This is a genomic window from Thermus caldilimi (assembly GCF_004684245.1).
Classification (GTDB): domain Bacteria; phylum Deinococcota; class Deinococci; order Deinococcales; family Thermaceae; genus Thermus; species Thermus caldilimi.
Genome location: NZ_CP038452.1, coordinates 585,479 through 611,095, shown reverse-complemented (window position 1 = coordinate 611,095; position 25,617 = coordinate 585,479). Strand labels below are relative to the sequence as shown.

General features: G+C 62.3%; 29 protein-coding genes and 2 pseudogenes. 10 read left to right on the top strand and 21 right to left on the bottom strand.

Annotated features, from left to right (window positions below; translation table 11 throughout):
* Positions 1-40: 40 nt before the first annotated feature.
* The 9 genes and pseudogenes from paaD to EBI04_RS03010 form a co-directional block, all read right to left on the bottom strand.
* Positions 41-496, bottom strand: a complete 456-nt coding sequence (gene paaD, locus EBI04_RS03050) for a 1,2-phenylacetyl-CoA epoxidase subunit PaaD (protein ID WP_167481867.1) — start codon at positions 494-496, stop codon at positions 41-43.
* Positions 490-1,247 (bottom strand): annotated as a pseudogene (gene paaC, locus EBI04_RS03045) (1,2-phenylacetyl-CoA epoxidase subunit PaaC). The gene paaD and the pseudogene paaC overlap by 7 nt, the downstream one beginning before the upstream one ends.
* Positions 1,240-1,761 carry a phenylacetic acid degradation protein gene (locus tag EBI04_RS03040; protein WP_135255986.1) on the bottom strand — a complete coding sequence of 174 codons (522 nt, stop codon included), beginning with the start codon at positions 1,759-1,761 and terminating at the stop codon, positions 1,240-1,242. The pseudogene paaC and the gene EBI04_RS03040 overlap by 8 nt, the downstream one beginning before the upstream one ends.
* A 9-nt stretch (positions 1,762-1,770) precedes the next feature.
* Positions 1,771-2,742, bottom strand: a complete 972-nt coding sequence (gene paaA, locus EBI04_RS03035; protein ID WP_135255985.1) for a 1,2-phenylacetyl-CoA epoxidase subunit PaaA — start codon at positions 2,740-2,742, stop codon at positions 1,771-1,773.
* Complete coding sequence (locus tag EBI04_RS03030) at positions 2,735-3,322, bottom strand: TetR/AcrR family transcriptional regulator (RefSeq protein WP_135255984.1); 588 nt, start codon at positions 3,320-3,322, stop codon at positions 2,735-2,737. The genes paaA and EBI04_RS03030 overlap by 8 nt, the downstream gene beginning before the upstream one ends.
* A 92-nt stretch (positions 3,323-3,414) precedes the next feature.
* Positions 3,415-3,729, bottom strand: a complete 315-nt coding sequence (locus tag EBI04_RS03025; protein WP_135255983.1) for an antibiotic biosynthesis monooxygenase family protein — start codon at positions 3,727-3,729, stop codon at positions 3,415-3,417.
* A 32-nt stretch (positions 3,730-3,761) separates the two neighbouring features.
* Positions 3,762-4,691 (bottom strand): tyrosine-type recombinase/integrase, encoded by a 930-nt coding sequence (locus tag EBI04_RS03020; protein ID WP_135255982.1) that lies wholly within the window; start codon positions 4,689-4,691, stop codon positions 3,762-3,764.
* Between the two features lie 67 nt (positions 4,692-4,758).
* The gene (locus tag EBI04_RS03015) at positions 4,759-5,946 is read right to left on the bottom strand and encodes a DUF1501 domain-containing protein (RefSeq protein WP_135255981.1); all 1,188 of its coding nucleotides are present in this window, start codon (positions 5,944-5,946) and stop codon (positions 4,759-4,761) included.
* Positions 5,947-5,955: 9 nt separating this feature from the next.
* On the bottom strand, positions 5,956-7,155 hold the full coding sequence (locus tag EBI04_RS03010; protein WP_135255980.1) for a DUF1800 domain-containing protein: 1,200 nt from the start codon (positions 7,153-7,155) through the stop codon (positions 5,956-5,958).
* Positions 7,156-7,419: 264 nt separating this feature from the next.
* On the opposite strand from EBI04_RS03010, the gene EBI04_RS03005 reads away from it, so the two are divergent.
* Positions 7,420-7,737 (top strand): ATP-binding cassette domain-containing protein, encoded by a 318-nt coding sequence (locus tag EBI04_RS03005; protein WP_308418060.1) that lies wholly within the window; start codon positions 7,420-7,422, stop codon positions 7,735-7,737.
* Positions 7,738-7,756: 19 nt separating this feature from the next.
* Here the strand turns inward: EBI04_RS03005 and EBI04_RS03000 are convergent, their stop codons facing one another.
* The 4 genes and pseudogenes from EBI04_RS03000 to EBI04_RS02990 all read right to left on the bottom strand — a co-directional run bounded on the left by EBI04_RS03000 (position 7,757) and on the right by EBI04_RS02990 (position 9,698).
* On the bottom strand, positions 7,757-8,017 hold the full coding sequence (locus tag EBI04_RS03000; protein ID WP_240695359.1) for a hypothetical protein: 261 nt from the start codon (positions 8,015-8,017) through the stop codon (positions 7,757-7,759).
* A gap of 499 nt (positions 8,018-8,516) precedes the next feature.
* The gene (locus EBI04_RS13935; protein ID WP_373277632.1) at positions 8,517-8,714 is read right to left on the bottom strand and encodes a nuclear transport factor 2 family protein; all 198 of its coding nucleotides are present in this window, start codon (positions 8,712-8,714) and stop codon (positions 8,517-8,519) included.
* Between the two features lie 92 nt (positions 8,715-8,806).
* Positions 8,807-8,902, bottom strand: a pseudogene (locus tag EBI04_RS13930) (hypothetical protein); the annotation flags it as partial.
* A gap of 589 nt (positions 8,903-9,491) precedes the next feature.
* Complete coding sequence (locus tag EBI04_RS02990; RefSeq protein ID WP_135255979.1) at positions 9,492-9,698, bottom strand: hypothetical protein; 207 nt, start codon at positions 9,696-9,698, stop codon at positions 9,492-9,494.
* Between the two features lie 652 nt (positions 9,699-10,350).
* On the opposite strand from EBI04_RS02990, the gene EBI04_RS02985 reads away from it, so the two are divergent.
* Positions 10,351-11,154, top strand: a complete 804-nt coding sequence (locus EBI04_RS02985) for a GNAT family N-acetyltransferase (protein WP_135255978.1) — start codon at positions 10,351-10,353, stop codon at positions 11,152-11,154.
* 1,473 nt (positions 11,155-12,627) lie between these two features.
* A complete protein-coding gene (locus EBI04_RS02980) occupies positions 12,628-13,110 on the top strand; it encodes a hypothetical protein (RefSeq protein ID WP_135255977.1) in 483 nt (160 codons plus the stop codon).
* 389 nt (positions 13,111-13,499) lie between these two features.
* On the opposite strand, the gene EBI04_RS02975 is transcribed toward EBI04_RS02980, so the two are convergent.
* From EBI04_RS02975 to EBI04_RS02940, 8 genes are all read right to left on the bottom strand, one after another.
* The gene (locus EBI04_RS02975; RefSeq protein ID WP_135255976.1) at positions 13,500-13,949 is read right to left on the bottom strand and encodes a hypothetical protein; all 450 of its coding nucleotides are present in this window, start codon (positions 13,947-13,949) and stop codon (positions 13,500-13,502) included.
* Positions 13,950-14,057: 108 nt separating this feature from the next.
* Positions 14,058-14,327 (bottom strand): hypothetical protein, encoded by a 270-nt coding sequence (locus EBI04_RS02970; protein ID WP_135255975.1) that lies wholly within the window; start codon positions 14,325-14,327, stop codon positions 14,058-14,060.
* Between the two features lie 546 nt (positions 14,328-14,873).
* Entirely contained in the window at positions 14,874-15,311 is a 438-nt protein-coding gene (locus EBI04_RS02965) for an NUDIX hydrolase (RefSeq protein WP_135255974.1), read from the bottom strand.
* 475 nt (positions 15,312-15,786) lie between these two features.
* Positions 15,787-16,020, bottom strand: coding sequence for a cupredoxin domain-containing protein (locus EBI04_RS02960; protein ID WP_240695402.1), 234 nt, complete (start codon positions 16,018-16,020; stop codon positions 15,787-15,789).
* Positions 16,021-16,133: 113 nt separating this feature from the next.
* Positions 16,134-16,904 (bottom strand): cupin domain-containing protein, encoded by a 771-nt coding sequence (locus EBI04_RS02955; RefSeq protein WP_135255972.1) that lies wholly within the window; start codon positions 16,902-16,904, stop codon positions 16,134-16,136.
* 28 nt (positions 16,905-16,932) lie between these two features.
* A complete protein-coding gene (locus EBI04_RS02950; RefSeq protein ID WP_240695358.1) occupies positions 16,933-18,189 on the bottom strand; it encodes a molybdopterin-dependent oxidoreductase in 1,257 nt (418 codons plus the stop codon).
* A 210-nt stretch (positions 18,190-18,399) separates the two neighbouring features.
* Positions 18,400-19,065 carry an anti-sigma factor gene (locus tag EBI04_RS02945; protein WP_135255971.1) on the bottom strand — a complete coding sequence of 222 codons (666 nt, stop codon included), beginning with the start codon at positions 19,063-19,065 and terminating at the stop codon, positions 18,400-18,402.
* Complete coding sequence (locus EBI04_RS02940) at positions 19,062-19,583, bottom strand: sigma-70 family RNA polymerase sigma factor (RefSeq protein ID WP_135255970.1); 522 nt, start codon at positions 19,581-19,583, stop codon at positions 19,062-19,064. The genes EBI04_RS02945 and EBI04_RS02940 overlap by 4 nt, the downstream gene beginning before the upstream one ends.
* 173 nt (positions 19,584-19,756) lie before the next feature.
* On the opposite strand from EBI04_RS02940, the gene EBI04_RS02935 reads away from it, so the two are divergent.
* The 7 genes from EBI04_RS02935 (at position 19,757) to ureA (ending at position 25,566) form a co-directional block, all read left to right on the top strand.
* Positions 19,757-20,176: a YkvA family protein gene (locus EBI04_RS02935; RefSeq protein ID WP_206202059.1), complete on the top strand. Its 420-nt coding sequence runs from the start codon at positions 19,757-19,759 to the stop codon at positions 20,174-20,176.
* A gap of 609 nt (positions 20,177-20,785) precedes the next feature.
* Complete coding sequence (urtA, locus tag EBI04_RS02930) at positions 20,786-21,862, top strand: urea ABC transporter substrate-binding protein (protein ID WP_206202058.1); 1,077 nt, start codon at positions 20,786-20,788, stop codon at positions 21,860-21,862.
* 3 nt (positions 21,863-21,865) lie between these two features.
* Positions 21,866-22,792: an urea ABC transporter permease subunit UrtB gene (gene urtB / locus EBI04_RS02925; protein WP_206202057.1), complete on the top strand. Its 927-nt coding sequence runs from the start codon at positions 21,866-21,868 to the stop codon at positions 22,790-22,792.
* 1 nt (position 22,793) lies between these two features.
* Positions 22,794-23,837 carry an urea ABC transporter permease subunit UrtC gene (gene urtC / locus EBI04_RS02920; RefSeq protein WP_206202056.1) on the top strand — a complete coding sequence of 348 codons (1,044 nt, stop codon included), beginning with the start codon at positions 22,794-22,796 and terminating at the stop codon, positions 23,835-23,837.
* Positions 23,806-24,552 carry an ABC transporter ATP-binding protein gene (locus EBI04_RS02915; protein ID WP_135255968.1) on the top strand — a complete coding sequence of 249 codons (747 nt, stop codon included), beginning with the start codon at positions 23,806-23,808 and terminating at the stop codon, positions 24,550-24,552. Before urtC ends, EBI04_RS02915 begins: the two co-directional genes overlap by 32 nt.
* A complete protein-coding gene (gene urtE / locus EBI04_RS02910; RefSeq protein WP_135255967.1) occupies positions 24,545-25,252 on the top strand; it encodes an urea ABC transporter ATP-binding subunit UrtE in 708 nt (235 codons plus the stop codon). Before EBI04_RS02915 ends, urtE begins: the two co-directional genes overlap by 8 nt.
* 11 nt (positions 25,253-25,263) lie before the next feature.
* On the top strand, positions 25,264-25,566 hold the full coding sequence (gene ureA / locus EBI04_RS02905) for an urease subunit gamma (RefSeq protein WP_135255966.1): 303 nt from the start codon (positions 25,264-25,266) through the stop codon (positions 25,564-25,566).
* Positions 25,567-25,617: the final 51 nt, after the last annotated feature.

Genomic DNA, 25,617 nt, shown 5'->3' with positions numbered 1-25,617 from the left:
CCCAGCACAACCTCCTAGTCCCGGGCCTGGAGTTTCCCCTTCAGACGGTCTTAAAGGCCTCAAAAACCTCCCCGCAGGCGGTGCACTGGTAGAGCATTTTGCACAGGGTGGCCCCAAAGGCGTTCTTGAGGACCACCTCCTGGCTCCCGCACCGAGGGCAGGGGGGATCCTTCCCCGCCAGGGGGAGGGGCAGGGGTGGGGCCACGCCGTAATCCCGGAGCTTTCCTCGGGCTTCCTCGGCCATGTCCTCGGTGCTCCAGGGGGCCCTGGCCTCCACCACCTCCACCTCCTTGGCCCCCGCCTCCCGCAGGGCCCTTTCCATCTCTTCGCGAATGAGCCTTAGGGCAGGGCAGCCGGAGAAGGTGGGGCGGAAGCGCACCCTGACCCTTTCCCCTTCCGCCTCCACCCCCAGGACCATCCCCATTTCCACGATGTTGAGGACGGGGATCTCCGGGTCCTTAACTCCTTTTAGGGCTTCCCAGTACCGCTCTACCATGCCTTGGCCTCCGGGTCCCAGCGGGCCACGGACTGCATCTCCGCAAGGAGGGACCAGAGGTACTCCGTGTGTTCCTGGCGGTTTTTGGGCACGTACCCTCCCTCGGGCGGCCTTAGGCCCGAGCGCACCAGGTGGGCGGTCACCTCCTCCAGGTAAGGGGCCTCGAGGGCGCGAAAGTCCGGTACCACCCCTGCCTCCACCAGGGCCTCGTCCCCGGGGAGGGGCCGGAAGAGCTGGCGAACGTAGGGGAAGAGGGTTTCCAAGGCTTCTTGCGCCCGGCGGTGGGATTCCTCCGTGCCCTGGCCCAGGCGCTCTACCCAGAGGGAAGTGTGCTTCAGGTGGAACCTTTCCTCCTTCAGGATGCGGCTTGCTGCCTCGGCCAGGGGGGGTAGGCACTCTTCGCCGCCTCCTTGAGCCAGAGGTTCTCGTAGGCGTCAAAGAGGTACTGCCGCACCATGGTGAAGGCCCAGTCCCCCTTGGGGAGCTCCACCAGGATGGCGTTTTGGAACTCCAGGGGGTCGCGGAAGTAGACCAGGCGGTCGGGGTCGGATCCGTCCAGCTCCTGCCGGAGCTCCAGCCAGACCTTGCCGTGGCCCAGCTCGTCCTGGGCCAGGTTGGCGATGGCGATGTCCTCCTCGAGGATGGGGGCGTGCCCCACCCACTCGGAAAGCCGCTGGGCCAGGACCACCTCGTCGTCGGCAAGAGCGGTGAGCCGGGCCACCAGAGCGTCCTTCAGGTAGGCTTCAAGCATTCTCCACCCCCTTGGCGGTGATGAGCCCGTAGTAGCTTTGCAGGCGGTAGGTCTTCTCCTTGGCCGGGGCAAACCAGCTTTCCACCACTTCCTCCGTGGACTCGGTCCCCACCACCAACCGCTCGGGAACCGCCCAGAAGGCCACCCCCTGGGCCTGTAGGAGGGCTTGGGCTACGGCATCCTCCGGGCCCTGCGCCAGGAAGCGGCCCACCAGGTCCCCGTAGACCATGCTCCGGCGGTGGCTCCGCTTGGCGAAGACCCAGTAAGGCTCCTCGCTGCCTCCCTCCTTGCGGCTGGGCTTCAGATCCTTCAGGCCCTCCTGGGAAACGTGAAAGAAGGCCTCGGCCGGGGCCACGAAGAGGGCGAGGGTGGCGGGGCGCCGCACGAACACGTGCCGGGCCACCAAGAGGGCGTGCTCCGGGTCAGCGGCGTGTACCGAACCCACCATCTGCGGGGGGCCATGCTTGGTGTCCTGCTTGATCACCTCAAACCGGGGCCACTCGGTTCCCCACATGGTGCCCTCCTAATCCGCGGCCTGGGCCAGGTGGCGCTGGCCGTAGGCCTCGAGGGCCTCCCGGACCCAGCGCCCCTCCTCGTGGGCCCTCCTCCGGGCCATGAGCCGGTGCCGGTTCATGGGGCCTTCTCCGCCAATCACCTTCCAGAACTCCTCCCAGGGGATGGGCCCGTGGATCCAGTTGCCCGTCTTCTCGTCGTAGCGGAGGTCGGGATCGGGGATGGTGAGTCCAGCGTCCAGGAGCTCGGGGACATGCTCGTTCAGGAACTCCTGGCGCACTTGGTCGTTGGTCTTGGTCTTGATGCCCCACCGGAGAAGGAGGGGGGTGTGGGGGGAGTCGCTGTCGTGGGGCCCGGCCATCATCAGGGTGGGCCACCACCAGCGGTTCAGGGCATCCTGCACCATCTGGCGCTGCTTCTTGGAGCCCCTGGCGTAGAGGAGGACAGCCTCCTTCCCCTGCTTGTGGTGGAAGGTTTCCTCGGCGCAGATGCGCACCATAGCCCGGGAGTAGGGCCCGTAGGAGGATTGGGCCAGCATGGTCTGGTTCTTGATGGCCATCCCGTCCACCAGCCAGCCGATGACGCCCACGTCCGCCCAGGTAAGGGTGGGGTAGTTGAAGATGCTGGAGTACTTGGCCTTGCCGGAAAGAAGGGCCTCCACCATCTCCTCTCGGGTGATCCCCAGGGTTTCGGCGGCGTGGTAGAGGTACTGCCCGTGCCCGGCCTCGTCCTGAACCTTGGCCAGCAGGATGAGCTTCCGCCTCAGGGAAGGCGCCCGGGTGATCCAAGCCCCTTCCGGAAGCATCCCCACCCACTCGCTGTGGGCATGCTGGGAGATCATGCGGATGAGCTGGCGCCGGTACTCGGCGGGCATCCAATCCCCGGGCTCGATCTTCTCCCCCCGGGCGATGCGGGCCTCAAACTCCGCAAGCCTTTCCCCGTAGTCGGGATCCTCTGGGTATCCGAGCTTAAGCTTAACCATCCTCGCCTCCTTTCCCCTCATTCGCCTCTACGCCCAAGGCCCTCAGGATGAGGGTGGCATAGGCTTCCGCAAGTCCTTCCAAGGAAAGGGGCCCTTCGGGCCGGTACCACTGGTAGGTCCAGTTCAGGGCGGAAAGGACAAAGAGGGTGGCCAGACGGAGGTTTTCCACCCGGAAGACCCCTTGTTCCATTCCCTCCTGGATCACCGCCTGGACGCCTTCCTCATAGCGGCGCCTTAAGGCCTTGGCCTCCTCCAGAAGGGGAGGGGAGAGGTGTTTCCACTCGTGGAAGAAGACCGTGGCCCGGGGTAGCTCCTGGGCGATGACCTCAAGGTGGCCCCGTACCAGGCCTTTCAGCTTGGATACGGGATCGCCCCCAAGTCCCTCCAGAACTTTAAGGAAGCGCTCGGCGGCCTGGCGCACCACCTCCAGGAGGAGCTCCTCCTTGGAGGTGATGTGGGCGTACAGGCTTCCCCCCTGGAGGTTTAAGTGCTTGGCCAGCTCCCGCATGCTGGTGGCGTGGTAGCCCCGCTGGCTGAAGAGGTGGCCTGCTAGGGTGAGGATCTGCTCGCGCCGCTCCATGGCTAACGGTCGTTTGTTAGGGTAGCACACCTAAGGCGAAGGGACAAGTGTCCCACATCACCTTTTGCGGGTCCCGGTAGGCCAAGGAGGGCCTAGCTGGCCTCCGAGTCCCAAAAGGCCGTGAAGGTTTCCAGCTTGCTGGGTCCCAGGAAGGCCTCCTTGGGTAGGGTGCCGCTTCGGGCGTGGCCTTGGCGGAACTCCGGGCTTTCCGTCCAGGCCCGGAAGGCGGCCTCGCTTTCCCAGAAGGTCATCACCACATAGGGGTCTCCTGGGGTCTGCGGACGAAGGACCAGGTTCCGGATGAAGCCCGGCATGCGGTCCACCAGGCGGGCCCGGGTGCGGAAGGCCTCCTCGAACTGGTCGGCGTACTCGGGTTTGACGGGGATGCGGTTCATGACCACAAACATGGGTACCTCCTACGGGAACCAGTGTATCCGGCTTAAAGCTCGGGCAACCTCGAGGCCGCCTCCCTGAGCCGCTCCCTCGAGGCGTGCAGGTAGATCTGGGTGGTGGCGATGGACTCGTGGCCCAGAAGGTCCTTTACGGCATCCAGCTCCACGCCGTTTTCCACCAGCAAGGTGGCGTAGGCGTGGCGGAGCTTGTGCGGGGTGAAGCGCCTTGGATCCAGGCCCGCCGTCAGGGCCGCTTCCCGGAACTTGGCCTCCACGTACCGGGCGGAAGGGACCCTGCCCCGGTGCCTTCCCTGAGCAAACGTGAAAATACTCACATTACCCTGGGGCGGCCCCAGCTCCAAAAGCACCTCCTGGGCGGTCCTGGAAAGGGGCACCAGCCTTTCCTTGTTGCCCTTGCCCACCACCCGGATGGCCACGGGAACCGAGCCCTCGAGGATCACGTTCCGCCCCTTCAGGGAAAGGGCTTCGGAGATGCGAAGCCCTGTGCCGTAGAGGAACCGGGCCAGGCGGCTGAGGAGCTGGGCCTCCCTTTCGGTTTCCAGGGCCTCGAGGAAACGCCTGAGCTCCTCGGGAGCGGGGTGCAAGGGAAGCCTGCGCCCGGCCTTGGGGCGGCCGATGCCCTCCGTGGGATCGGACACGGCCTCTCCCTTGACCTGGGCCAGGTAGCGGTAATAGCTGCGGAGGGCCGCCAAGAACCCCTGCACCCTTCTTGGGGCCCAACGCTCCTTGAGGAGGAGCGCCCGGACCGCCTCAGGGCCCGGGGTGAAACCCTCTTCCTGGAGGAAGCGAAACCAGAGGGCCAGGTCCTGGAGGTAGCGGCGCACCCCCCTGGAGGAGTATCCCCGCTCCAAAAGGAGGTATTCGGCATAGGGGGCCAGGGGTTGAAGGGCCTTCTCAGGCTTTTTAATGCCGATGGATTTCCAAATAAGACCGGGTTCCACGGGGTAGTATAACATATGCGCGAAATGTACCTTTCGCGAACACACTAATCAACCTTATCGCCCTGCGAAGTGTCATCCCGGATCACGACCCTGCGTTCCGCAGGAGCCCCATCGGGGTAAACTCCGCCCCCAGCACGGCCTTGGGGTCGGCGCCAATCCACTGCAGGGCCGTGGCGTACACATGGCGGAAGTCTGTTCGGTACTTGAGGGCATTCAGGCTGAGGTCCTCGAGGTCCGGTTCGTCGCCGTAGAGCCCCCCGTTTACCCCGGGCCCCAGGGCCAGCATCAGCCCTCCTTCGCCGTGGTCCGTGCCCAGGGAGGCGTTCTCGGCCACCTGGCGGCCGAACTCGCTGAAGATCAGGATCAGCACGTCCCCGTCCCGTCCTATGGCCCGGAGGTCTTCCCGCAAGGCCGCCAGCCCTTGGGCCAACTGCCCCAGAAGCTCCTCATGGCGGGGTGGCTGGTTGGCATGGGTGTCCCATCCGCCCAGGGTGGTGTAGTAGACGCTGCTCTCCAGGCCCCCTGCGATCATCCGGGCGATGTCCGCCAGGCTCCGGCCGAAGGCGCCCTCCGGGTACTGGGCCCGGTTCTTCACCGTGCGCAGCCGGCCCACGCGGTCTAGCGCCCCCCGGAGGGAAAGCATCGCCCGCCGAATCTCCTCCGCCGTGCCCTGGCGCGGGTGGCGGGCCTCCTCCTCAAAGGCACGCTGGAGGGCCGGGGTGAGCCGGAGGGTGAAGGCATCGATGCTGGCGATGGCCGGGGCGGTGCGCCGCTCGCCCCTGAGGGCCAGGGGGGCAGCACCCCCCAGGAAGGTTTCGCAGAAAGGGTCCTCCTGCCCATCCGCCCAGCGGCCCAGCCAGCCGGTCTGGGCCCGCCGATCAGGGTCAGCGGTGTGCCAGATGGCCGTGGAGATGAAGTGGCTGCGGTTGGGGTTGGGGTACCCCACCTGGGGAATGAGGGCCAGCTCCCCCTTTTCCCACATGGCCATCAGGGGTCGCAAGGCCGGGTGCAGGCCCAACCACTTGCCCCGCACCCCGAGATCCAGCACCTCTTTCCCCTTCAGGGCCAGGTTGGGCCTGAGGCGATGGTAGAGCTCGTTGCGGTAGGGCACCAGGGTGTTGAGCTGGTCGTTGCCCCCGAAGAGGTTGACCACCACCAGGATCCTTCCCCGGGTTTTGGCGGCCAGGGCAGTACGCACCAACAGGGAGGGTGCCCCTTGGCCCAGAGCCAGGGCAAGCAGGGATTTTTGCAAAAACTCGCGCCGATCCATCCTCCACCTCTACAAGAGCTGGGCTTCCGGCTTCACCAGATCCGCCAGCGCCTTTCCGCCTTCCATGAAGACGAAAAGATCCAGGCTCTTCCCCTGGTTTGCCACCGCGGTGATCAGGTTCAGCCGTGCCAAATAGGGCGTTTCCGCCAGCCAGGTGGGGCCCCCCTCCCACCCCGCCACCGTGGGGGGATCGAAGGGTATCTGGCTCATGGCAGCCAGGGCCTGGTACACCCCCTTCCCTAACGAGGAGTCCGCGGGTAATTCCCTGATCCCGGCAGCGTAAAGGAGCCCCACCAGGTATTCCAGAGGGCCTTTGATCAAGCTATTCCGGAACGAAGGATGGTAAAAGGCCTCGTGGGTGAAAAGCCATCGCAGGAAACCCCTCGTTCCTTCCGATCGCAGAACCCTCGCCCCCTCCTCCACCATAGCCTCCGGAGGCTCCGGGGAAAGATAAAACCGGAGAAGCTTTCGGGAGAGGAAGCGGTAGGTCTGAGGGTGGGCGATAAGCACCTCCAGCACCTCTTCCCCACCCTCAACCCTCTGGCCCAGGAAGGTTTTCGGCCCCGGGTCGTGCCAGGCGGGCCGGAAGGTGAACTCCCACGGCACGTTAGCGTCGGCCTCGCGCGGGTTCAGGCCCCCCTTCAGGCGTACAGTCCAGCCGGTAAAGGCCCGGGCCGCCTCTAGGATGTCCGCCTCGGAATAGTGGCCGGGGCCCAGGGTGTAGAGCTCCAGAAGCTCGCGGGCCCAGTTCTGGTTCGGGTGCTCCTTGCGGCTTTCCGCATTGTTCAGATATAGGAGCATGACGGGATCCCGGGCCACCGCCTTAAGGAAGTCGCCAAAAGTCCCGTACCCTAGCCGGCGGAACATCGCAAACTGATTCCAAAAGTCAACGCCCTGGGCCCCCATGGTGGCTTGGAAGGCGGAGGTGAAATGGCCGTGCCAAAAGAGCACAAGCCGTTCCGCAGCCGGGGTGGGGGTGGTGAGCCAGTGCTCGATCCAGAGCAGGCTGATCTCGCGGTGTTGCTGGGCCCGCTGGTTGCGGGCGAAGCGGGTGGCGTAGGGGGGTGCTGGGGCAGGGTCCCTAAGGAGACGATCCACCGCCTCCTCGAGGCCCATGGCCGAAAGCTCCTCCGCCTCCTCCCGGGTCCCCCGGGCCGCTACCCGGCGCAATAGGTGCTGGGCGTCCGATAAGGAGAGGGGCCGGGACATGTTCTGCCTCCTATTGCCTACTTTAACCCTGGCCCCTGAAGGCCAAATGAAAGCGTGTTGGACTGAAGCCAAAGGACGATCCGGGCTTCACTCAGGCATTGCCCCGCAGGGCGCTCCCACGGTTCTTTTTCACGAGCTGATAACGAACGGTCTTCAAACTCCCTTAGTCCCGGGTTCCCTTACCGGGTTCACACCCCGGGTGCCTCGAGGGAAGCCCTGCGTGGTAGGCCTGCTCTCCTGACCGGGAGAGCGCTGGGAATAGGAGTGGCTAGAGGCCCTTTTCCTTCCCTACCCACAGGAGCAGATGGAATCTCTTTCACTGTGGAGAGAGGCGAGGCTCTCATCCTAGTGGGACCCAACGGGGCGGGCAAGACCAGCGTGAAATGTCGTTTGGGGTTGCGATATCCTACCTCCTCATCCGAAGGGCAGCCCTACAAACTCGATGGTATAGATCCGGGCAACCTTCGTAGCCCGCCTCATTTCGCCAGGGGTAGGCGGGCCGGCGGAAGGAGGCAGAACCCTCCACTCCGCCGGCCAGCTTATAGCCCCGCACAAAGCGCTCAAAGCCCCAGTGGGCGATGATTGTCACCCAGCGGCTCCCTCACTCTTTCATGTGGGGCACTCCTTTGGGGGCGGGCTTGGGGGCAGGGCAGTTCCCCAGGTGCTCCTGGTGGGACACGAAGTAGGCATGGATGTCGTAGTGCGGGACCTCGTAGCCCTCATGGCCCTTGGGCAAGAACTCCAGGTCCACATGGTCTACAGCATGGCCCGTCAAGGGCTTCAGCGCCTCGGTCCAGGATTTGCCAGCGGCAAAGTCGGCCTGGGAAACCATGATCTCCACGAACACCACCTTCTCCTTCATGACCCCAAAGATAGGTCCGAAGGGAAGGTTTTGCGGCTGAGCCCAGTGCTCACCCATGCCCGGTACAAGGGCATAATGACCGAAGCGTGACGGGAACGGGTTCGAGGGGCTTCTGAACGGATTGACTCCTTAGCATCCATGCGTGCCCTTTTGGCAACATATCTGGACCAATACCGCACCCCCTGTGCTCCGATGCGCACTTCAGCCAGGGGTTTGGCCTCCGCCGGGTAAACCGGGCCGCCCCAGCTTTGAGAAACGGAACCGTCCAGCCCCAATCCCCGCTCAAAAGGGCGGCCAAGGCGCATTACGCCGAACCTGCACCCATGGTCGCTCTATCGAAGATCAAGTCGCCACTTTAGGAATCTTGTTACGCACCCCTATCCGCACCCGACTGCGCCGCAAAGCGCACCGGGGCGACGTCGCGTATTGAGCAACGCTGTTCATCGAATGGCATCCTCGGCTTAGGCCATGCGGAGGACCATCTGAAGGAGTCACCAACCTAACCTTTGACGTAGGAGAACTTCTCCGCTACCTTCCCGTCCCGCACACGAAACACATCCACGCCGCGCAGATACCAGGGCCTTCCTTCTTTCGTCTTTCTGTAAATCCATCGAACAACACAGCGATCAGCAACAGCAAACATCTCTTCAACCTCAAAGTGCGCATCTGGGTTGGCCACAAAGAATCGCTCCCACACAGATCGGACGGCCGCCTGGCCCTCATAACGTGCGCCATCCGGGGCGGGTAGGTGTTTTCGAACACACAGTCCTCGGTCATGGCTGCCATCACCGCATCAACATCATGCCTGTTGATGGCCTCGTTGAAGCGCCGAACCGCTTCGAGGGTGATTTTTGTCAGCGTTTCTTCGGGCACGTCGGCAGGCATCTTGACGATATCTGCCAGCTCGATCAACACGTTCGCTTCATCACCCACTACCCAGGCGTCATGCCCAGGATGCATGACCGCCACGTCCCCCGGACCGAATTCCATCTCGGTACCGTCATCCATCCGGACCCGTTGCCGTCCTGCGAGAAAGATCTTCACATGGAACCGCTGGCAGCTGTTGCCACCCACGACCGGCTTGACGTGCTTGGACCACTGCCACCCCGGCGCAAGGGTTTCACGGTAGAATGGCAGCCCCCCGACAGTGATCACGTCAATCTTGCCTTTTTCGAACGGTCGCCGCGTTTCATCTGGATTATCAAAGCTCTTGCCCGTGATCTTCTCGAATTTCCCTTTCATGGTATCTCCTTAGGCTAAACTTGCCCGACAAATTCAGTGATGTGCCCCTTTTTCTTCCCTCCATGCCCTACCCAGCGGTAAACCCAGCCGGGTAAAACTAGACTAGGTAGCCCAAGATGACTGGAGGATGACAGGTTTGGGGGGACCCAAGGCCGAGGGCGAAGCCAACCTCCTCGTGGCCTCTGTGGTCGCCAGGACTCAAGGCCTCGAGGGGAATCCGCTCCAAGAGGGCCTACGCCGCCTCCCCGAGCCGCAAGGCCGCCACGGCCACCTGGGCCAGGGCCTCCGTCAGGGCTTGGTAGGTAGCCTCCTCCCGGCCCAAGGCTAGGAGAGCCTGGCTGCGATAGGCTAGGCCCAAGCAGGCATGGGCCCGCCTCAGGTGCTCACCTGGGTGCTCGTTCAGAACCCCCAAAACAGACTGGGGCTCCTGGGCATCCAAATAGGCCCAGCCCAGCCCCAGGGCCAGGTCCTCGCCCCAGGGCCAGGTCCTCGCTCACGCCAAAGGACCCCAAAAGCCGGGCAGCCTGGGCAAGGGAGTTGGTAGTAGGGGTGGAAGGGCTGGGTCCGGTGTTGTTAGACCAGGGCCTCCGCTGGCTGGAGGGGGTGCCGACGCTGGCCATTCGCACCTGTGGGGGTAGTGGTTTCCAGGAGGTAGCAAGGAAGGGTCAGCCATACGACTAGGGTCTTAGAAAAAGTGCGGAACTCGATTGAGACACGTTTTGGCGCGATAGCGCAGTCTTTTGGGTTGCACCGGTTGGCGCCGCGGTCCTACTGGGGACTGGTGGCCTGGGTTAACCTCACTCTCCTGGCGCACAACCTCATCCGTAGCCTTGTCTTCTTAAGGATGGCGGGGTAGAGTGTGGGCCAATCACCGGCTGTTGTCTTTTGCCTGCGGCTGCACGTATAATGTTTGTACGTGCTTCTATCGTTTGTGACTTGCCTGCGGCGGAGGACGGCGCGTGAAGCTGAGCGGTCTTGTGGCGGCATGCGCATGCGCCCAGCTTGCGTTTCTAGCGGACGGCTTCGCTACCCTTGGCCGCTGCTGAAACGCGGGTCGTTAGGCCTCGGCCGGTCTGTTACACCCACACAAGATGTACCAAGCCGATATAGTCGAGCTGGTCCATCAGAATCTCGCCGAGACCATTCGTGAAATTACACGGCGGTCCCGCGGTGTGGTGCACGAGGAGGGCGGCTTGCTCCTCTATGCGGGCGCGCCGCTGGACCCTGCCCTATGGAACGGCGCCCTAAGGGTGCATCCCGGCCTTCCGGCAAAGGAGGTTGTCAGCCGGGCGCGGAGGTTCTTCGAGGAAAGAGGGCGCGGCTTTACTCTGCATGCGATGGGGCCGCTGGATCCCGATGTAGATGCGACCATGAAATCCATCGGCCGCAAGGCTGATAGCGACAGCCCCCAGATGGTTCTCGAAGCCCCCATCCAGCCGCCCCCGGTTCTTCCTGGCGTCACGATGCAGGAGGTCAACACCGATGAGCAGCGGGAGGACTTCCTCACCGCGGTCTCCAGCGGCTTTCGGGAGTTGGGGGTACGGGCCGACACTTGGTGGGCGGCGTATCCAGACGTGAGAAGCCTATCGGCGCCACATATCGTGGCCATTGTTGCCTATCTCGAGCGCAGCCCAGTGGCAGGTGCGATGGTGTACGTGAGCCATGGGGTCGCCGAGGTAATCCACGTCGGTGTAAGCCCGGCGTATCGGAGGCGAGGCCTCGGTGAGTTGGTCACCCGCGCTGTTATATCCGCCGGCTTCGACCGCGGAGCTCGGCTGGCCTCCCTTCAAGCAACTCCGATGGGCGAAACCGTATATCGGCGGATCGGCTTTCGGGAGATTGCTCGTTACCGATGGTATATCTTTCCTTCACCACAGGAGGCACAAGAATTATGAGGCGGGCCCAACAACTCTCTGGAGCCAACCCTCTTAGCCGAGGAAAAGACCGTGTTACCGTGCCCTTATTGTTCCAGGAGAGTGGAAGCTGTGATGCTCCAGCTGTTGGGCGGCCTAGGTCGAGGCCGGGCGGTTCCGATGGTTTAAACTTTACGCTCACGTCCGCGCCTCTTTCAGTCAGGGAGGTGATGTAGTCCCACCCCTGTAGCCGTGCCACCCCCCGTGGTGGCGATTCAGGTTGAGAACCGCCACGTGCACCCCCAGGCGCGCCAGGTGGGCTCAAAAGAAGTGCTGGAACACAGTGCAGGGTAGGCCTAAGGGGACACGCGACTCTTAGGCCATACGCTTAGCATCGAGGGAAGGGAAAGAAAAGCGAAAAAGGCCGAGTCCCTTCCACCCTAGGTGAAGTTCCAGATCGCTGTGGAGGCCGTCAAAGGCGAGAAGAGAGCGGTAGAGATCGCCTGTGCCTACGGTATTAATTCCAACACACTGTGGAAGTACCGGGACCACGGGCGGAGCCCGTAGCTTGTTGAGTTGCTGAGCTGGCGGGCCTCCTGCTTCTCGGACAACACCCTGGCGAAGGAGTACGCGAAGAAGATATGATATGGGAGCTCGAAACAACCCATTGGCAAGGAGGAAGTGGCAATCGCCCTCCTAAAAGGCAACCTCTACCCTTTGCGTGATGCTAAGGCAGGGGAGCTAGCCAAAATGTCTCTTGGGGAGTGCATCGCTTTGGCCAGGCGTCAGCCCCAAGGCTAGGTTCCTGCCCTGGCCAGGGGTTTGACTCCCCTACTCAGAATGCCGAGTGTCTGCAAGCTAGCTCAAGGCTGATGCTGGCCTGGGCGGTGTTCCGCTTTCCCCGAGGCGGCTTGGAGGTACGGAAGCGGGCAAAGGTTGCTATCCAAGAGCTGAGGGGAGGATTACCGCAAGCCATCATTTTACCACGACCAGAGGGGAGCCAGGAAACCTAGCCTGACGGCTGACTTGAGCCACGAGTGGATGGGGCAGTCGCTTCTTGGAGACGGCCAGAGGGTTTCCAGAACGTGTCCCCTTAAGGACGCAGACAGCCTAAGGGGACCTCGGGGGTACCCGGTGATGTAGTCGCTTTTCTCGCGGGGCAAGGTACGGACTACGCCCGTGACCAAGGGGGAGAACCGGGACCTCTTCTTGGAGGCGAAGGACCTGACGGAGCTGAAGGAGGTGATAGCGGAGAGGTTGCGGCTACCATGAGGGACGGTTCACTTGGGGTGGGGGTCGCAAAGCGGCTCCACTCTGGGCTGGGGTACCGGACACCCAGGAAAGCCTTAGCAGAGGCTCGTAGAGCCTCACATGGAGGAGGGGGCTAGAGAGTACAAGATTGGGGGCGCAAGCCCCTAAGGGGCGAAGAGCCCAGGAGAGAGATTGACCAACTTCTGGACCTGGCCCTGGTCCGTATCGGGTGTGTGCTAAGATGACTGCATACCGGGGTAGGAAATGTACAAGTTGCCAGACCAAACCGTGGGCAAGAGGGTGATGCTGGAGGTCTCCGGCCCGGTGCTGGGCCTGGGGTTCCGGGTCCCCATGGAGAATCTGGCCCGGTACACCAACAAGTACCGGGCGCGCAACCCCCACGAGCCCGCCGCCTTCGGGGAGTTCATCGAGCAGATTCCTCTGGGCGGCCCCGTTTCCGGGGTGGGGGTGGTGTTGAGGGATCTGGGCCGGGGACCCCTAGGGGGCCGTACCGTGGAGGCGCTGGTTTACACCGAAGACTCCTTTGGAGGAGCCCGGGCCGAGGCCCTCGAGGCCCTCCTCGCCTATGCGGTGTCCCGCACCGCCGAGGCCAGCTCCTACCTCCTCATGGAGGTGCTGCCCCAGGAAGAGGTGGAAAGGATCCGCCGCCTCTATCGGGAGGAAAGGGAGGAGGAGCTTATGGACCTCATGGAAGCCCTGTTCCAGAAGTACGGGCTCAGCGTCTAAGCCCAATCCTCTTCAGGCTGCCCAGGGTTAAAGCCCAGCCAGCGGACCACGGAAGTGTAGGGGATGTTGGCATCTTCCGGGTGTGCCGCAAGGAGAGCGTGGGGCTTACCCTCCAGGAAGTGGCGGGCTAGGGCGGTCCTACCGATTCCCGCCTCCTCCAGGTCCAGACCACCGCCAGGGACTTCGACCGCCCTTCCAGTGTCCAGTGCCTCGGGGAGGCTTGCCCGGCCCACCAGGCGGCTCCTGTTAGGCAGTATCCCTGAAGCCGCCCCATGGGATGTTGCCGCAAGGGCCTTGCCCCTGCGGATACGGTCCGCCAGGAACGCCCGTTGAATGGGCCCCTCCAGCGACAGATAAGCCGGGTGGCTGTGTCTCCGAACCCACGCACGTCACGGTTTTATGCGTCCCAGAGCCTTCTTCGCAAGCTTAATGGCCATATCCTTGTTTTGTACCGAGATCATCAGGAGCCCTCCCTTGAATTTGCAGACGAAAAATCCGTAGGTGGGGGACCAAACGGCCCCATCGCCAAGTCCCTTGATGGTTTCGCTCTTCGGCATGGAGGACCAGGAGTTCCACCGTTCCTGAACGTCGCTCCGAGTGTAACCAATGGTAACGACCGGAATCTTCAAGGTCTCGTTAAGGAATTTCTCCTTAGTAGAGTAGATGCAGTTCCCGTACCCTGGCTGCACCTCCACGGTATTGATCTTTTGTCCGATGATTTCCTCCACCTCCTCCTTGGTCACAAGATCACAGGCATTGCCCCCGCTACCGGCTTTGCCGAAAGGCAAGAGCACCGGGCACAGGGCTACCGCCAAAACGACCACGAGCTTTCCTTTCATGCTTCGCACCTCCCGTTATCCCAGACCGGAGCACGCTCCTAAAAACCCGCACAGTGGTGATCCAAAGCCAGAAAGCCAACGCCTCAGACCTTCCCATCCACCACCCCCTTAGCGGATCCGCCCCATTGCCAGCTTCGCTAGGTGCATGGACAGCTCCTTCTGGTTAGCCGTGAACCCATGGTCGATGACGAGGAGCCCGCCCTTGACCCAAACGTAGAGGCGAAAGTGATCCACCCAATAGACCTCCTCGCCCAGGCCACGGAGGGGTTCTACGAAATTAAAGGTCTTGCGCACGTTGCTTTTAACCTCCCGCAATAGTTGCAGGGCTCCCGGGTCCCGCCGGTAGGAAACGGAGACGGGCCACCCACTTAGAAGCACCCGCAGCGCGCCTAAAAAACGCCCCAACCTGCGTCAAATGGTCTTTCCTATGCAGCTTCTTCACCTCCAGAACCAGCGTGCCTCGTGATCCGTCAAAGGTCCGTCAACACCAAGTGGAAGGCCTGAAAGCCTTCCGGTCGAGGTGGCACGGCCTCCGGGCGGCCAGGGTTGAACCTGGGGTCCTCGAGGCCTCTTTCCCTTTCCTTCTTGGTTGCGTCCTACCCGAGGCAACCTGAGGGCCGTGAGCCTCCTACAGGTTGACGCTAGCTGAGCAATGCCGCGGCACTACCGTCGGGGAACGAGAGTTGCTTCTTCTGGATCGCCAGAGGGTTTCCAGAACACGCCCCCTCAAGGAAGCGGACAGCCTGACAGGTCCTCGGGGGAACCCGGTGATGGAGCCGTTCTTTGCCGCGAGGCAAGGTACCGGCTACGCCCGTCACCAGGGAGGAGAAAGGAGGCCTTAGCGGAGGCTGGAAAAGCCTCACATGGAGGAGAAGGGCAGAGTACAAAATCGGGGGCGTAAGCCCAGTGACCCTACTTTCTAACTTATAATCGGAGGCAGCTGAGCACTGCCTTCCACGTGCGGCGATTGGATTCCCAGTGGAGCTCCGACTCCACGGCGGAGATGGGCACCCACTTCCAGTCGTCATGCTCCTCAGGGGCAATACGAATGGCGGTTTCAGAAACCTCCACCCAATACAGATCTTTCCGGATGACCTGATGGGGTAGCTGAAACTCCCAGTGCCCGGGAACCTGGTGGAGATCCTCAGCCCGTACTCTCAGGGATGTTTCCTCATAGATCTCCCGAACGCAAGCTTCGTGCGAGGCTTCACCCTCCTTGATTCCTCCCGTAATAGGTTGCCAGAAGCCGCCCGGGATATCAGGCTCCTCCACCACGTGTAAGAGAAGAACGGCATCCTCTGCACCCACCCTGCGACAAATGATCCAGCACTCTATGCTATGCCGGACGGGTTTGCTCGCCATGTGACTTGCTCCTTCGATAGTATTCTAGCCCAAGCCCCTACCCATTTCCGCCAGAGCCCAGGATGCTGGAACAGGGCTTTGCCCGAGTCCCCCGGTAAACGCTGTTCTGAACTAGCTCCCTTGTGCAAGCGTGCAACCGCGGGCACGGACGACTCCGCGGCACGCTTCGTAATTTCCGACCCGAGCCTTATGTCCTTCTAGCTCTTCCTTCACGATCCCTCGGCCCCCCTTGGGAATCCCCCACCCTGTAGCCTCAGCCCATCCAACCAACCCCCTAGCAGAGGGAGGCAGACGCACTGTCCCTGTGGCCTGAATTTCTCGTTAACCTCAACACTGCCATGGGACAAAAGGGTCAGGTACAAGCTGCTACCAGTGCCCTTCCCCATGGAACTCCCAGCCTCGGTTCACCAGACCTGACTTCAGGCCAAAAGGTCAAGCGCGGGATGTTGAAGGTGCAGGGCCGCCTATCCTTTTTTCAAGGGCCGACCATAATGTGGAGCACCATGTAGGGATGGAGTTTGCAGTAAACCGAATATTCCCGAGGGAGGGTAAAGGTGTAACGGAAACGCTCACCCGGGGCTAAGACCCCGCTATCGAAGAGGCCCCCGCTCTCCGTGGCGGTATGGGGATACCGGCCCTGATTGGCAAAGACCACGGCGGTTCCCGGAGGAATCCGGAGGGTGTCCGGCCGAAAGGTGAAATCCTTCATCGATACCACCACCTCCCGAGAGGGAGCGGCATGAGGCTCCAAGTCCGCTGAGGGCACTCCTTCCCGGGGAAAGCAGCCTGCCAGAACAAGGGCGAGGCCTAGAACCGCCAACCTCATAAAAAGACCACATCACCCATGAGGGCAGGCCCGAACACGGAGACAAACTGAAGGCTTCCCTGGAACTGGTGGATGGCCCCGGCGGGTACCAGGACCAGGCTCCCCGGTCCTACCTTCTCACGGGTTAACTCCATCTGAGCCACTCCCTCCCCGGCCACCACATAAATCTGCTCATCCTTGGACCGGTGGTAGTGCCAGGGCTGGCCCAGGCGCGTGGCCACCGCCACCACGGTTCCCAGGGGAGCATTGGCCAAGGGAGTGGCAGCAAAAGGGCGGTCCTGCGGGATCTCCGGGGCCCGATATCCCAGAACCAGAGGCGTGCCCTCGTTGGGGCCGGAGCCTGCCTGAACAAAGACCACATCCCCCATGAGCTTTGGGCTGAAACGGGAGAGGATGTCCATCTGCCCCACGAAGGCGTGGGCGGTCATAGGGGGTATCACCACCAGTTGGCCGGGACGAAGGGTGGCCTCCCTGCCTCCCACCACGAGACGTCCCTCCCCCTGGAGCACCAGGGCCACCTCCAGCCTCTCCCGGTGGTAATGGAGGGGTTGTTCCGTGCGGGTGCGGATTAGAACCGAAGTGCCCAAGGGGGTTTCCCCCAAACCCTTGACCACAAAGGGGCGATCCGGGGCAACCGCTACGTCCGCTGCAAGTTCCGGATAACGCCGGAAGATGGGCTCCCCAGTAGCCCGGCCCAGGGCCAGGCCGCGGCCCAGGATCCAAAGCGCCGTGCCGCCCACCACCCTTAACGCTTCCCTTCGCCTCATATCGTAACCTCCCACCTGGGTATATCCCCTATTGGGGTCGTTTGGATTCCTGGCCCCCTACCTGACCCTCACCCGAACCGTGTGGTAGCCGCTCGCCCCCTCGGGCAAGGGTTCCCGGTCCACGGGATCCTGGACCCGTCCACCCACCTCCACCGCCCGCACCTTTAGGGTGTAGTTGCCCTGGAGGGGCCTCCAGGGCAAAGCCCATAGCTGCCAGGCAAACTGGCCGCGGGGTGGCTTGAGCTCGGCCCTTTGCCACGTAAGGCCCTCTATCCGTGGAGATCTCTACCCGTTCCAGCGGACGCCCGCCCGCATAGGCCACCCCGGCGACAAGCACCTCTTCCCCTTCCTTCAGTTGCACGCCAGGTCTGGGGACGTCGATCCGGCTTAGGGTGCGGATCACTGCTTCCCGGCTCCAACCCCGCTGGGCCCAGTAGCCCACCTCTTCCCTCTCCAGCACCAGGATACGCGTAAGCCACTTGGGTTGTTTCATCCCATACCGGCCAGGCAGGATCAGGCGCGTCGGGTAGCCATGGCGGGGCTCAAGCTCCTCACCGTTGATGGCGTAGGCGATCAGGGCCTGAGCGGGAAGCTCCGCTAGGGGCAGGGATTCCCGGTACCCATCCGCAGCCTCAAAGACCAGCCATCTGGCCTGAGGCTTCATACCAGCCCTGTCCAGCAGGAACTTTAGGGGCACCCCCGTCCACCGGGCGCAACCGATGAGATCACCCCCAACTGGGTTGGAGATGCAGACCAGGGTGTTCCAAAGGTGGCTGGCAGGCAGGGCCTTTAGCTCCTCCAGGCCGAGCTTAAGGGGCTTTTCCACAAGTCCGCCCACCTCTAGGCTGTAGGGCCTCCCCTTAAGGTTGGGGTCGAAGATGGCGGGATTTTTGGACACGATGTAGAGTTTTCCCTGGGGCGTAACCTCCAGGGAGAGGCCGGGAACCCTGTCCCACGCGATCCTAGAGGGTGTAGCAGACTGGGCCTTGGCCCCTTGTCTCCCGTTCCTGGTAGCCAGCACGCCCAGCACCGCCAAGAGCTTTCGGCGGCTAACCCCTTCCCTGCCCCCTGCGGCTCTAAAGTGGGTTCGGCCTCGCTTCCTCCACCAAAAGAGCGCCAGCAGACCCGTGTAGATCAGTCCGGCAAGCCATCCGCTCAGCAGGAGGTAGAGCACCAGGGCGGTCGGGAGGGCCACAGGGCCCCGAGTCCGCCAAAGCCAGGTCAAGGCCATGTGCAGGAAAAGCCAGAGCCCCACCGTGCCGAAAAAGGCCAGGTTCTTGCCCAACTCCCGTAGCCGAAGACCCTGTGAGCGAACTGGAACACGCTCGGGACCCCAAGCCAGAAGGTGATCCAGCCGTAGAGGTTGAGCAAGGGATGGCTCAGACCCCACCCCTGGTACAAACCCCAGCCGATGGCCGCCAGTCCTGCTCCCGTCAAGGCACCCCGGACCACGTCCTTCCCAACCATCTTCCGCCCTCCTCCCTCCCCCAAAAAGTTAAAGTTGAGCCCTCCCCACCGATGGGGTGGTGGGTGATGGGCTTCCACCTGGGGGTTCCACGGAAACGCCCAGCCAGCTGCCTTCCGGCAGAGGAACCCCAACCTCCAGCATCCGGCCCGGCGTGGTTCCCAGGCTCTTGCGTCCCTCCCCCTGGATCCACCACGCCTGATACACCCGGCCCGGAGGAGGCGGTTTCTTAAGGTAGAGCACCACTCCCCCGTCCGCAGTGCGCAAGGCCCATCCCGTCTGGTACCCTGCGGGATCCACCAGGGGCATAAGCCTTGCCCCGGGTTGGGAAGAAAGGGCCATGAAACGCCTCCAGGCCAGGATGTCTTGGTACTTGGGATACGCCCAAAGGGCTACCAGACCCAGAAGGGCTCCTCCTAAGACCAGCAGGAAGGCGCGGCGTTGCGCACGGAAACGGGAAGGCAACGATGGTGGAGCGGATGTCCTGAGGCATTCCTTGAGCTCCTGCTCCCATTCCACCGGTACAGGCAAGGGTTCCTGGGACTGGGCCAGGTGGGCGAGGGCCTCGAGGTGGCGCCGGTAGGTCTCGCGGCAAGAAGAGCACCGCCGGATATGAGCCATAAGGTTCTTCCGCTGAGCTTCGGGAAGGGTATCCAGGGCCAGGGCAATCAAGCTATCCGGGTCCGGATGGATCATCTCAACTCCACCTCCAGCTTTTTCAAGGCCCGCCGCAGGCGGCTTTTCACCGTGCCCAGGGGCCAGCCCAGGATCAGGGCCAGATCGCTGTGGCTGTAGCCGTAGAAGTAGGCCAGCTCCAAGAGCCTCCGCTCCTCGCCATCCAGAGCCTCCAGGGCCCTAGCCACCCGGATTCGGTCAAGGTGTTCCTCCGTGCCCACGCTCTCCACAGGAGCATCCCAGTCCTCGAGGGGAAGGGTATCCGGGCGCCGCTTCAGGGCCTTCAGGGCCAAGCGGTGAGCGATGGTGAGGATCCAAGTGCGGGGCGTTCCCAACTCGGGGTCAAAGTACTCGGCCTTGTGCCAGATGCGCAAGAACGTTTCCTGGACGACGTTTTTAGCCTCGTCTTTATCCCTAAGGATCCGCCTGGCCAAAGCGTGCACATAAGAGGCATGGCGGCGGTACAGGGCCAGCAGGGCCTCCTCGTTCCCCAGGGTCACCTGCCGGAGGAGCTCCGCGTCCTCGGTATCCCCCATCATCTAGGTATACCCCTTCTTTCAGTACCTTGGATGTCGTTCCCACCCTTTTCCGGACAGTGCCTTCCGCTGAATGCCACGCCCCTTTCAGCCGCCAGGGGTTTAGGCGCCGCCAGGGTTGCCCCCTTCAGGACCCCAGCCTCACGGCTGGCAGGCGTAGCTTTATACTTCACCTCGTGCCCAGGTTCCTCGGAGAAGACCCGTGGGCGATACACCGCCTCATCAGTGGCTGGAAGACCAGGGCCAGGGCATTTAAACGGGAAGTTAGCGCTCTCTACTTGGCCCTTCACCATCCCCGGCTACCCTGGCATGCTCGTCTCCTGGCCTCTTTGGTGGTGGCTTACGCCCTGAGCCCCGTTGACCTGATCCCTGACTTTGTGCCCATCCTAGGCCACCTCGACGACCTTGTGCTGATCCCCCTTGGAGTTGCCCTGGTACTCCGCCTTATTCCCGAGGAAATTCTGCGAGAGGCCAGGGAGAAGGCCGAAAAGTTAGATTCTCTTCCACAAAGCCGGCTAGCGGCCGCCGTGATTCTAGCCCTTTCGCTTGTCCTTGCAGGTTATCTCGCCTGGGTGGGGCTCCGTTACCTTCTGTGAAGCCCTATCGGCATAGGCCTCCCGTCTCCTGACGGGCAGGGATCTACGAGGCCTGGTAACCTTGCCAGGTACATTAAGGTTTTCGCGTGACCGCAAGGACCCAGCCGGTGTTCCCCTGGTGCCCCGTTGCGGTACACCCTTCCTACCCTCGGGGGACCGCGTGGCCGGTACGTGGGGCGATCCCGCTCCTAATGGGTAGTCTAGCCTGAACTCCCTTCCTGGAACCCCGGCTCCTTGATCGATGCCTTGCCTACTTCCACAACCTCTGGTGGATTGGGGTGCAGGCAGGTCAGATCATGCGTCTTGTTAGCTAGTTGGTTAACACTAGGCCTTTACTACCACCACAATAAGTATCTAAAGTTGAGCATCTCATACATGTCGTTAACGTTATATGCTTCACCAGTCCATTCCTTACTTGACATTCTGCTTACGCACATTTATACTGCTTGCCCAAGGGTGGGCCCACCCGACCGCCATGGGAGGTGAACCATGTTGAAGGCCCTAAAAAGATCAAGGCTATGGCTTGCCCTCGCAGGACTTGCGACCTTTCTGCATGCTTATGCAGAAGAAACGGTTAGGGTGGGCGTCCTTCACTCCCTTTCCGGCACCATGGCCATTAGCGAGGTGACCGTGAAGAACGCCACGCTCCTGGCCATTGAGGAGATCAACGCCAAAGGCGGTGTTTTGGGACGCAAGGTCACGCCGATCGTGGAGGACGGCGCCTCGGATCCTGCCGTTTTCGCCCAGAAGGCCCAAAAGCTCCTGCAACAGGACAAGGTGGCTACCGTTTTCGGAGGCTGGACTTCGGCAAGCCGTAAGGCCATGCTTCCGGTCTTTGAGCGGCTGGGAGGCCTCCTTTGGTATCCAGTTCAGTTCGAGGGCAACGAATGTTCCCCGAACATCATGTACACTGGCGCCCAGCCCAACCAACAGATCCTCCCCGCCCTGGAGTGGGCCTGGAGCAAGGGATACCGGCGCTATTTCCTAGTGGGGTCGGACTATGTCTTTCCGCGCACCGCCAACCTAATCCTGAAAAAGCACATCGAAAGCCGGAAGGGGGAGGCCGTGGGGGAAGAATACGTTCCCCTGGGCGGCACAGACTTCAGCAGCGTGGTAACCAAAATCAAGGCTTCGGGTGCGGACATCGTTCTGAACACCATTAACGGGGATTCCAACGTGGCTTTCTTCAAGCAGATGGCTGCCTCCGGCCTTCCGCCAGCGAAGCTTCCGGTCATGTCCTTCAGCATCGCAGAGCAGGAGGCCAAAGCCATAGGCCCCTCTCTTCTCAAGGGAAGCCTGGCCACGTGGAACTACTTCATGACCTTGGATTCACCGGCGAATAGGCGGTTTCTACAGGCCTACCAGGCCCGGTATGGCAAGGAGGCGGTGGTGACGGATCCCATGGTCCACGGGTACGTGGGGGTCTACCTGTGGAAGGCGGCGGTGGAAAAAGCCGGGTCCTTTGACGTCGACAAGGTCCGCAAGGCGGCTGTTTCCATGGGTTGGGTGGAAACCCCACTGGGGCGTGTGCGCCTGGATGTCAACCAGAGCCTCTACCAAACCGCCTACGTGGGAGAGCTACAGGACAACGGCCAGTTCAAGATTCTCTGGGCCTCCAAGGAACCCATTAAGCCGGAACCCTACGACCCGCTGGCCTTCCCAGGCAAGACCTGCAAGCTCCATTAGGAGGTGAACGACATCATGGGGGAGTGGGCGTTTTTTGCAAACCAAACCTTTAACGGGCTTAGCGTCGCCTCCATTCTAGCCCTGGTGGCGGTGGGTCTGGCCATGAGCTTTGGGCTCCAACGGGTCATCAATATGGCCCATGGGGAATGGCTGATGCTAGGGGGTTATATGGCCTACCTGGCGCACCAGGTCCTGCCCCTCCCCCTTTACCTCCTGGCAGCGTTACCCCTTGGCTTCGTTGTAGGAGCCCTTGCCGCCCTGCTGCTGGAGGTTGCCGTGATACGCCACCTGTATGGGCGGCCCCTAGAGACCCTCCTGGCCACCTGGGGTGTATCCCTCATCCTTCAACAAGCCGCACGGAACGCCTTCGGCCCTGTGGGGGTGGAGGTGGCCGCACCCACTTGGCTGGCTGGAACGATCCACCTAGGCGAGATAAGCCTCCTAGGCGAGATAAGCCTCCCGTGGGTACGGCTCTTTGTCATCGGTCTGGCCGCGGCTGCCCTTATGGGCCTCGCCGCTTTCCTGCGCCACACCACCCTAGGCCTACAGCTAAGGGCCGTGAGTCAGAACCGGGAAATGGCTGCTTCCCTGGGCATCCACACCCGGGGGGTGGACGCCGTGGCCTTTGCCCTGGGAGGAGGACTGGCAGGACTGGCCGGGGCAGCGCTGGCCTTGATCGCCCCGGTAACCCCCACCGTGGGGCAAAGCTACATTGTGGATGCCTTCCTGGTGGTCATCCTCGGGGGTGTGGGCAGTCTGGGCGGCGCCGCCTTGGCTGCCCTCCTCCTGGGGTTAACCTCGGCCACCTTGCAAGGGCTGACCAGCGTGAGCTTGGCCAAGGTTATTCTCCTTTTCCTCGTGGTCCTCTTCCTACAGCTCAGGCCCCGGGGGCTCCTACCCTCGCGCACGCGGGCCCTCGAGGAGGTGTGACATGCAGAGAAGCCTTGTGGCCCTCCTGCTCATGGCGGTGGTACTTACCGTTTTACCCTTCCTGGTGACCCCTTACGACCTCTCCCTCATGGGCAGATTTCTGGCGGTGGGTTTGGTTGCTCTCGGCCTGGTTTGGGCCTGGGGGTACGCAGGGATCCTAAGCCTGGGCCAGGGCATTTTCTTCGGACTCGGAGGGTACGCCATCGCCATGCACCTGAAACTGAGTGCCCTCTCCCCTGGGGAGCTCCCTGACTTTATGGTCTGGAACGGCATCGAGGCCCTACCCTGGTGGTGGGCTCCCTTCAGGAATCCGGCCTTTGCCATGTCGATGGCTGTCCTGCTGCCTGCCACCCTAGCCTTTACCCTGGGTATTCTCCTCTTCCGCCGACGGGTAACCGGGGTGTACTTCTCCCTGATCACCCAGGCCCTAGCCCTAGCCTTTTCCACGCTGCTGATAAGCCAGCAGGGTCTGACAGGAGGATTCAACGGCTTAACCAACTTCGCCTCCTTCCTCGGGCAGTCCTTCGCCGACCCCATTTTCCAGCGGGGCCTCTACTGGGCCACGGCCCTCCTGGTCCTGCTGGCTATAGGGAGCTCCCTAGCCCTCCGGTCCACCCACTTTGGCTTGGTACTTCGTGCCCTTCGGGAAGGAGAAAACCGCACCCGCTTCCTGGGTTACGACGTGGCCCTCTACAAGGCGGCGGCCTTTTCCCTGGCAGGCTTTCTAGCGGGTCTTGGGGGAGCCCTCTTCACCCTGCATGCGGGTGTGGTCTCCCCGGCCTTCGTGGGGGTCCAGCCCTCCATCGAATTCGTCATCTGGACGGTCTTGGGGGGTAAGGAGAGCTTCTTCGGAGCGGTGTTGGCCTCCTTGCTAGGAGGATTTGTACGGGATCGGGTAAGCAGCCTCTTCCCCGATCTTTGGCTCTACCTGGTGGGAGGGCTCTTCGTGTTGGTGGTCCTACTTCCGGCCCTCCGGTCCACCTACAGGAAAGGGGCAAAAGGGGTGCAAGGCCATGGAAGACTTCCTCAGGGTAGAAGGGCTTGAGGTAACCTACGAAGGCGGATTTAAAGCCCTGGACGGGGTGGACCTGAAGGTTACGAAGGGAGAGCTTAGGGTCCTCCTCGGTCCCAACGGTGCAGGAAAGACCACCCTTTTGGACGCCATAAGTGGAAGGGTGCGCCCATCCCGCGGACGCATCCTGTTCAGGGGAAAGGAAATCGGGGGAACCCCCGAACACGTCCTGGCCTGGAAGGGAGTGGGACGCAAGTTCCAGAACCCAGGAGTCCTCAACGGGCTTACGGTGTTGGAAAACCTCGTGGTGGCCACCCGCAGGCGAAAAGGGCTCCTCACATCCCTAGGACCAGGCCTTAGCGCCGAGGAATGGGAGGTATTGGAGAGCACCCTAGGGCTCGTGGGGCTACAGGATAAGCGGTACGTGAAGGCTGCCGCCCTCAGCCACGGGGAACGCCAGCGGCTCGAGCTGGCCATGGTGCTCTCCACCGGAGCGGAGCTCCTACTTCTGGACGAACCCACCGCTGGTCTGACCCGGAGCGAAACGGAGGCCGTCGCCGACCTTTTGAACCGCTTAAGGGGTGCAAAAACCGTGGTAGTGGTGGAGCACGACATGAACTTCGTGGGGAAACTCGCAGCAAGCGTTACGGTCCTGCATTTGGGCAAGGTGCTTCGGGAAGGAACCTTTGAGGAAGTGCGCCAGGATCCCGAAGTACGGGCAGTTTACCTGGGGAGGGCCTATGCTTGAAGTCCTGGACGTGGAGACAGGCTACGGCGATGGCCAGGTCCTCTGGGGCGTGAGCCTAGCTGTGGACCGGGCAGAGGCGGTAGCCCTCCTGGGGCGCAATGGGGTGGGGAAAACCACGCTTCTGAAAACCGTTCTCGGCCATCTTCCCCTGAAATCGGGCCGCGTGGTGTACAGGGGTCGGGACATCACCCGCTTAGCCCCCCACCACCGCGCACGGCTGGGTATAGGGTACGTGCCCCAAGGACGGGGTATCTTCCCCTTCCTCACGGTGGAGGAGAACCTTAAGACGGGTTTGGCAGCCCTAGCGGGCCGCCTTCATCCGCGGGCCCAGCGGATACCCGAGGCGGTATTCGAACTATTCCCCATCCTCTGGGAGCTGCGGGCTAAGAGGGCGGGTGCCCTCTCCGGAGGCCAGCAGCAGCAGCTGGCCATCGCCCGGGCCCTCGTGGGCCTTCCCGATCTGCTTCTGCTCGACGAACCCACGGAGGGCATCCAGCCCTCTGTGGTGGAGAAGATCCAGGAGGCTTTGCTCTGGATCCGTAGCGAGCTGCGCATCGCCCTCCTGGTTGTGGAGCAAAACCTGGACTTCGTTTGGGGCTTTGCCCAACGCTTCTACGTCATGGATCGGGGCCAAGTGGTCATGGGTGGCAAGGTCCGGGAGGCCAATCCGGAAACCGTGGCCCAGATGGTGAGCCTCTAGGAGGTGGGAAGATGCGCCTTACCCCACGGGAGATAGATAAGCTCCTGATTTTCCTGGCGGGAGAAGTGGCCCGCCGGCGCCGAGCCCGCGGCTTAAAGCTTAACTACCCCGAGGCGGTGGCCTTGATTACAGCCGAGATCCTGGAGGGAATAAGGGATGGAAAGAGCGTTGCCGAGCTAATGGAGCTTGGGACACAGGTCCTCACGCGCGACGAGGTGATGGAGGGGGTTGCGGAGATGATCCAGGAGATCCAGGTGGAGGGCACTTTTCCGGATGGCACCAAGCTGGTCACCATCCACAACCCCATCCGATAGGAGGCAGAGCAAGGAGGCCCGGGATGCAAGTGGAAAGACGGCTTCTGATTT

Coding starts and splice junctions, on each gene's coding strand:
- EBI04_RS03020 (WP_135255982.1), bottom strand. CDS start 4,691: ATGTTATACTACCCCGTGGAACCCGGTCTTATTTGGAAATCCATCGGC.
- paaA (WP_135255985.1), bottom strand. CDS start 2,742: ATGGTTAAGCTTAAGCTCGGATACCCAGAGGATCCCGACTACGGGGAA.
- ureA (WP_135255966.1), top strand. CDS start 25,264: ATGCGCCTTACCCCACGGGAGATAGATAAGCTCCTGATTTTCCTGGCG.
- EBI04_RS02915 (WP_135255968.1), top strand. CDS start 23,806: ATGGAAGACTTCCTCAGGGTAGAAGGGCTTGAGGTAACCTACGAAGGC.
- EBI04_RS03040 (WP_135255986.1), bottom strand. CDS start 1,761: ATGTGGGGAACCGAGTGGCCCCGGTTTGAGGTGATCAAGCAGGACACC.
- EBI04_RS02965 (WP_135255974.1), bottom strand. CDS start 15,311: ATGGCGAGCAAACCCGTCCGGCATAGCATAGAGTGCTGGATCATTTGT.
- EBI04_RS03025 (WP_135255983.1), bottom strand. CDS start 3,729: ATGTTTGTGGTCATGAACCGCATCCCCGTCAAACCCGAGTACGCCGAC.
- EBI04_RS02945 (WP_135255971.1), bottom strand. CDS start 19,065: ATGATCCATCCGGACCCGGATAGCTTGATTGCCCTGGCCCTGGATACC.
- urtE (WP_135255967.1), top strand. CDS start 24,545: ATGCTTGAAGTCCTGGACGTGGAGACAGGCTACGGCGATGGCCAGGTC.
- paaD (WP_167481867.1), bottom strand. CDS start 496: ATGGTAGAGCGGTACTGGGAAGCCCTAAAAGGAGTTAAGGACCCGGAG.
- EBI04_RS02975 (WP_135255976.1), bottom strand. CDS start 13,949: ATGAAAGGAAAGCTCGTGGTCGTTTTGGCGGTAGCCCTGTGCCCGGTG.
- urtA (WP_206202058.1), top strand. CDS start 20,786: ATGGCCATTAGCGAGGTGACCGTGAAGAACGCCACGCTCCTGGCCATT.
- urtC (WP_206202056.1), top strand. CDS start 22,794: ATGCAGAGAAGCCTTGTGGCCCTCCTGCTCATGGCGGTGGTACTTACC.
- EBI04_RS02985 (WP_135255978.1), top strand. CDS start 10,351: ATGTACCAAGCCGATATAGTCGAGCTGGTCCATCAGAATCTCGCCGAG.
- EBI04_RS02960 (WP_240695402.1), bottom strand. CDS start 16,020: ATGAAGGATTTCACCTTTCGGCCGGACACCCTCCGGATTCCTCCGGGA.
- EBI04_RS02980 (WP_135255977.1), top strand. CDS start 12,628: ATGTACAAGTTGCCAGACCAAACCGTGGGCAAGAGGGTGATGCTGGAG.
- EBI04_RS02955 (WP_135255972.1), bottom strand. CDS start 16,904: ATGAGGCGAAGGGAAGCGTTAAGGGTGGTGGGCGGCACGGCGCTTTGG.
- EBI04_RS03030 (WP_135255984.1), bottom strand. CDS start 3,322: ATGGAGCGGCGCGAGCAGATCCTCACCCTAGCAGGCCACCTCTTCAGC.
- EBI04_RS02940 (WP_135255970.1), bottom strand. CDS start 19,583: ATGATGGGGGATACCGAGGACGCGGAGCTCCTCCGGCAGGTGACCCTG.
- EBI04_RS03010 (WP_135255980.1), bottom strand. CDS start 7,155: ATGTCCCGGCCCCTCTCCTTATCGGACGCCCAGCACCTATTGCGCCGG.
- EBI04_RS03000 (WP_240695359.1), bottom strand. CDS start 8,017: ATGAAGGAGAAGGTGGTGTTCGTGGAGATCATGGTTTCCCAGGCCGAC.
- EBI04_RS03015 (WP_135255981.1), bottom strand. CDS start 5,946: ATGGATCGGCGCGAGTTTTTGCAAAAATCCCTGCTTGCCCTGGCTCTG.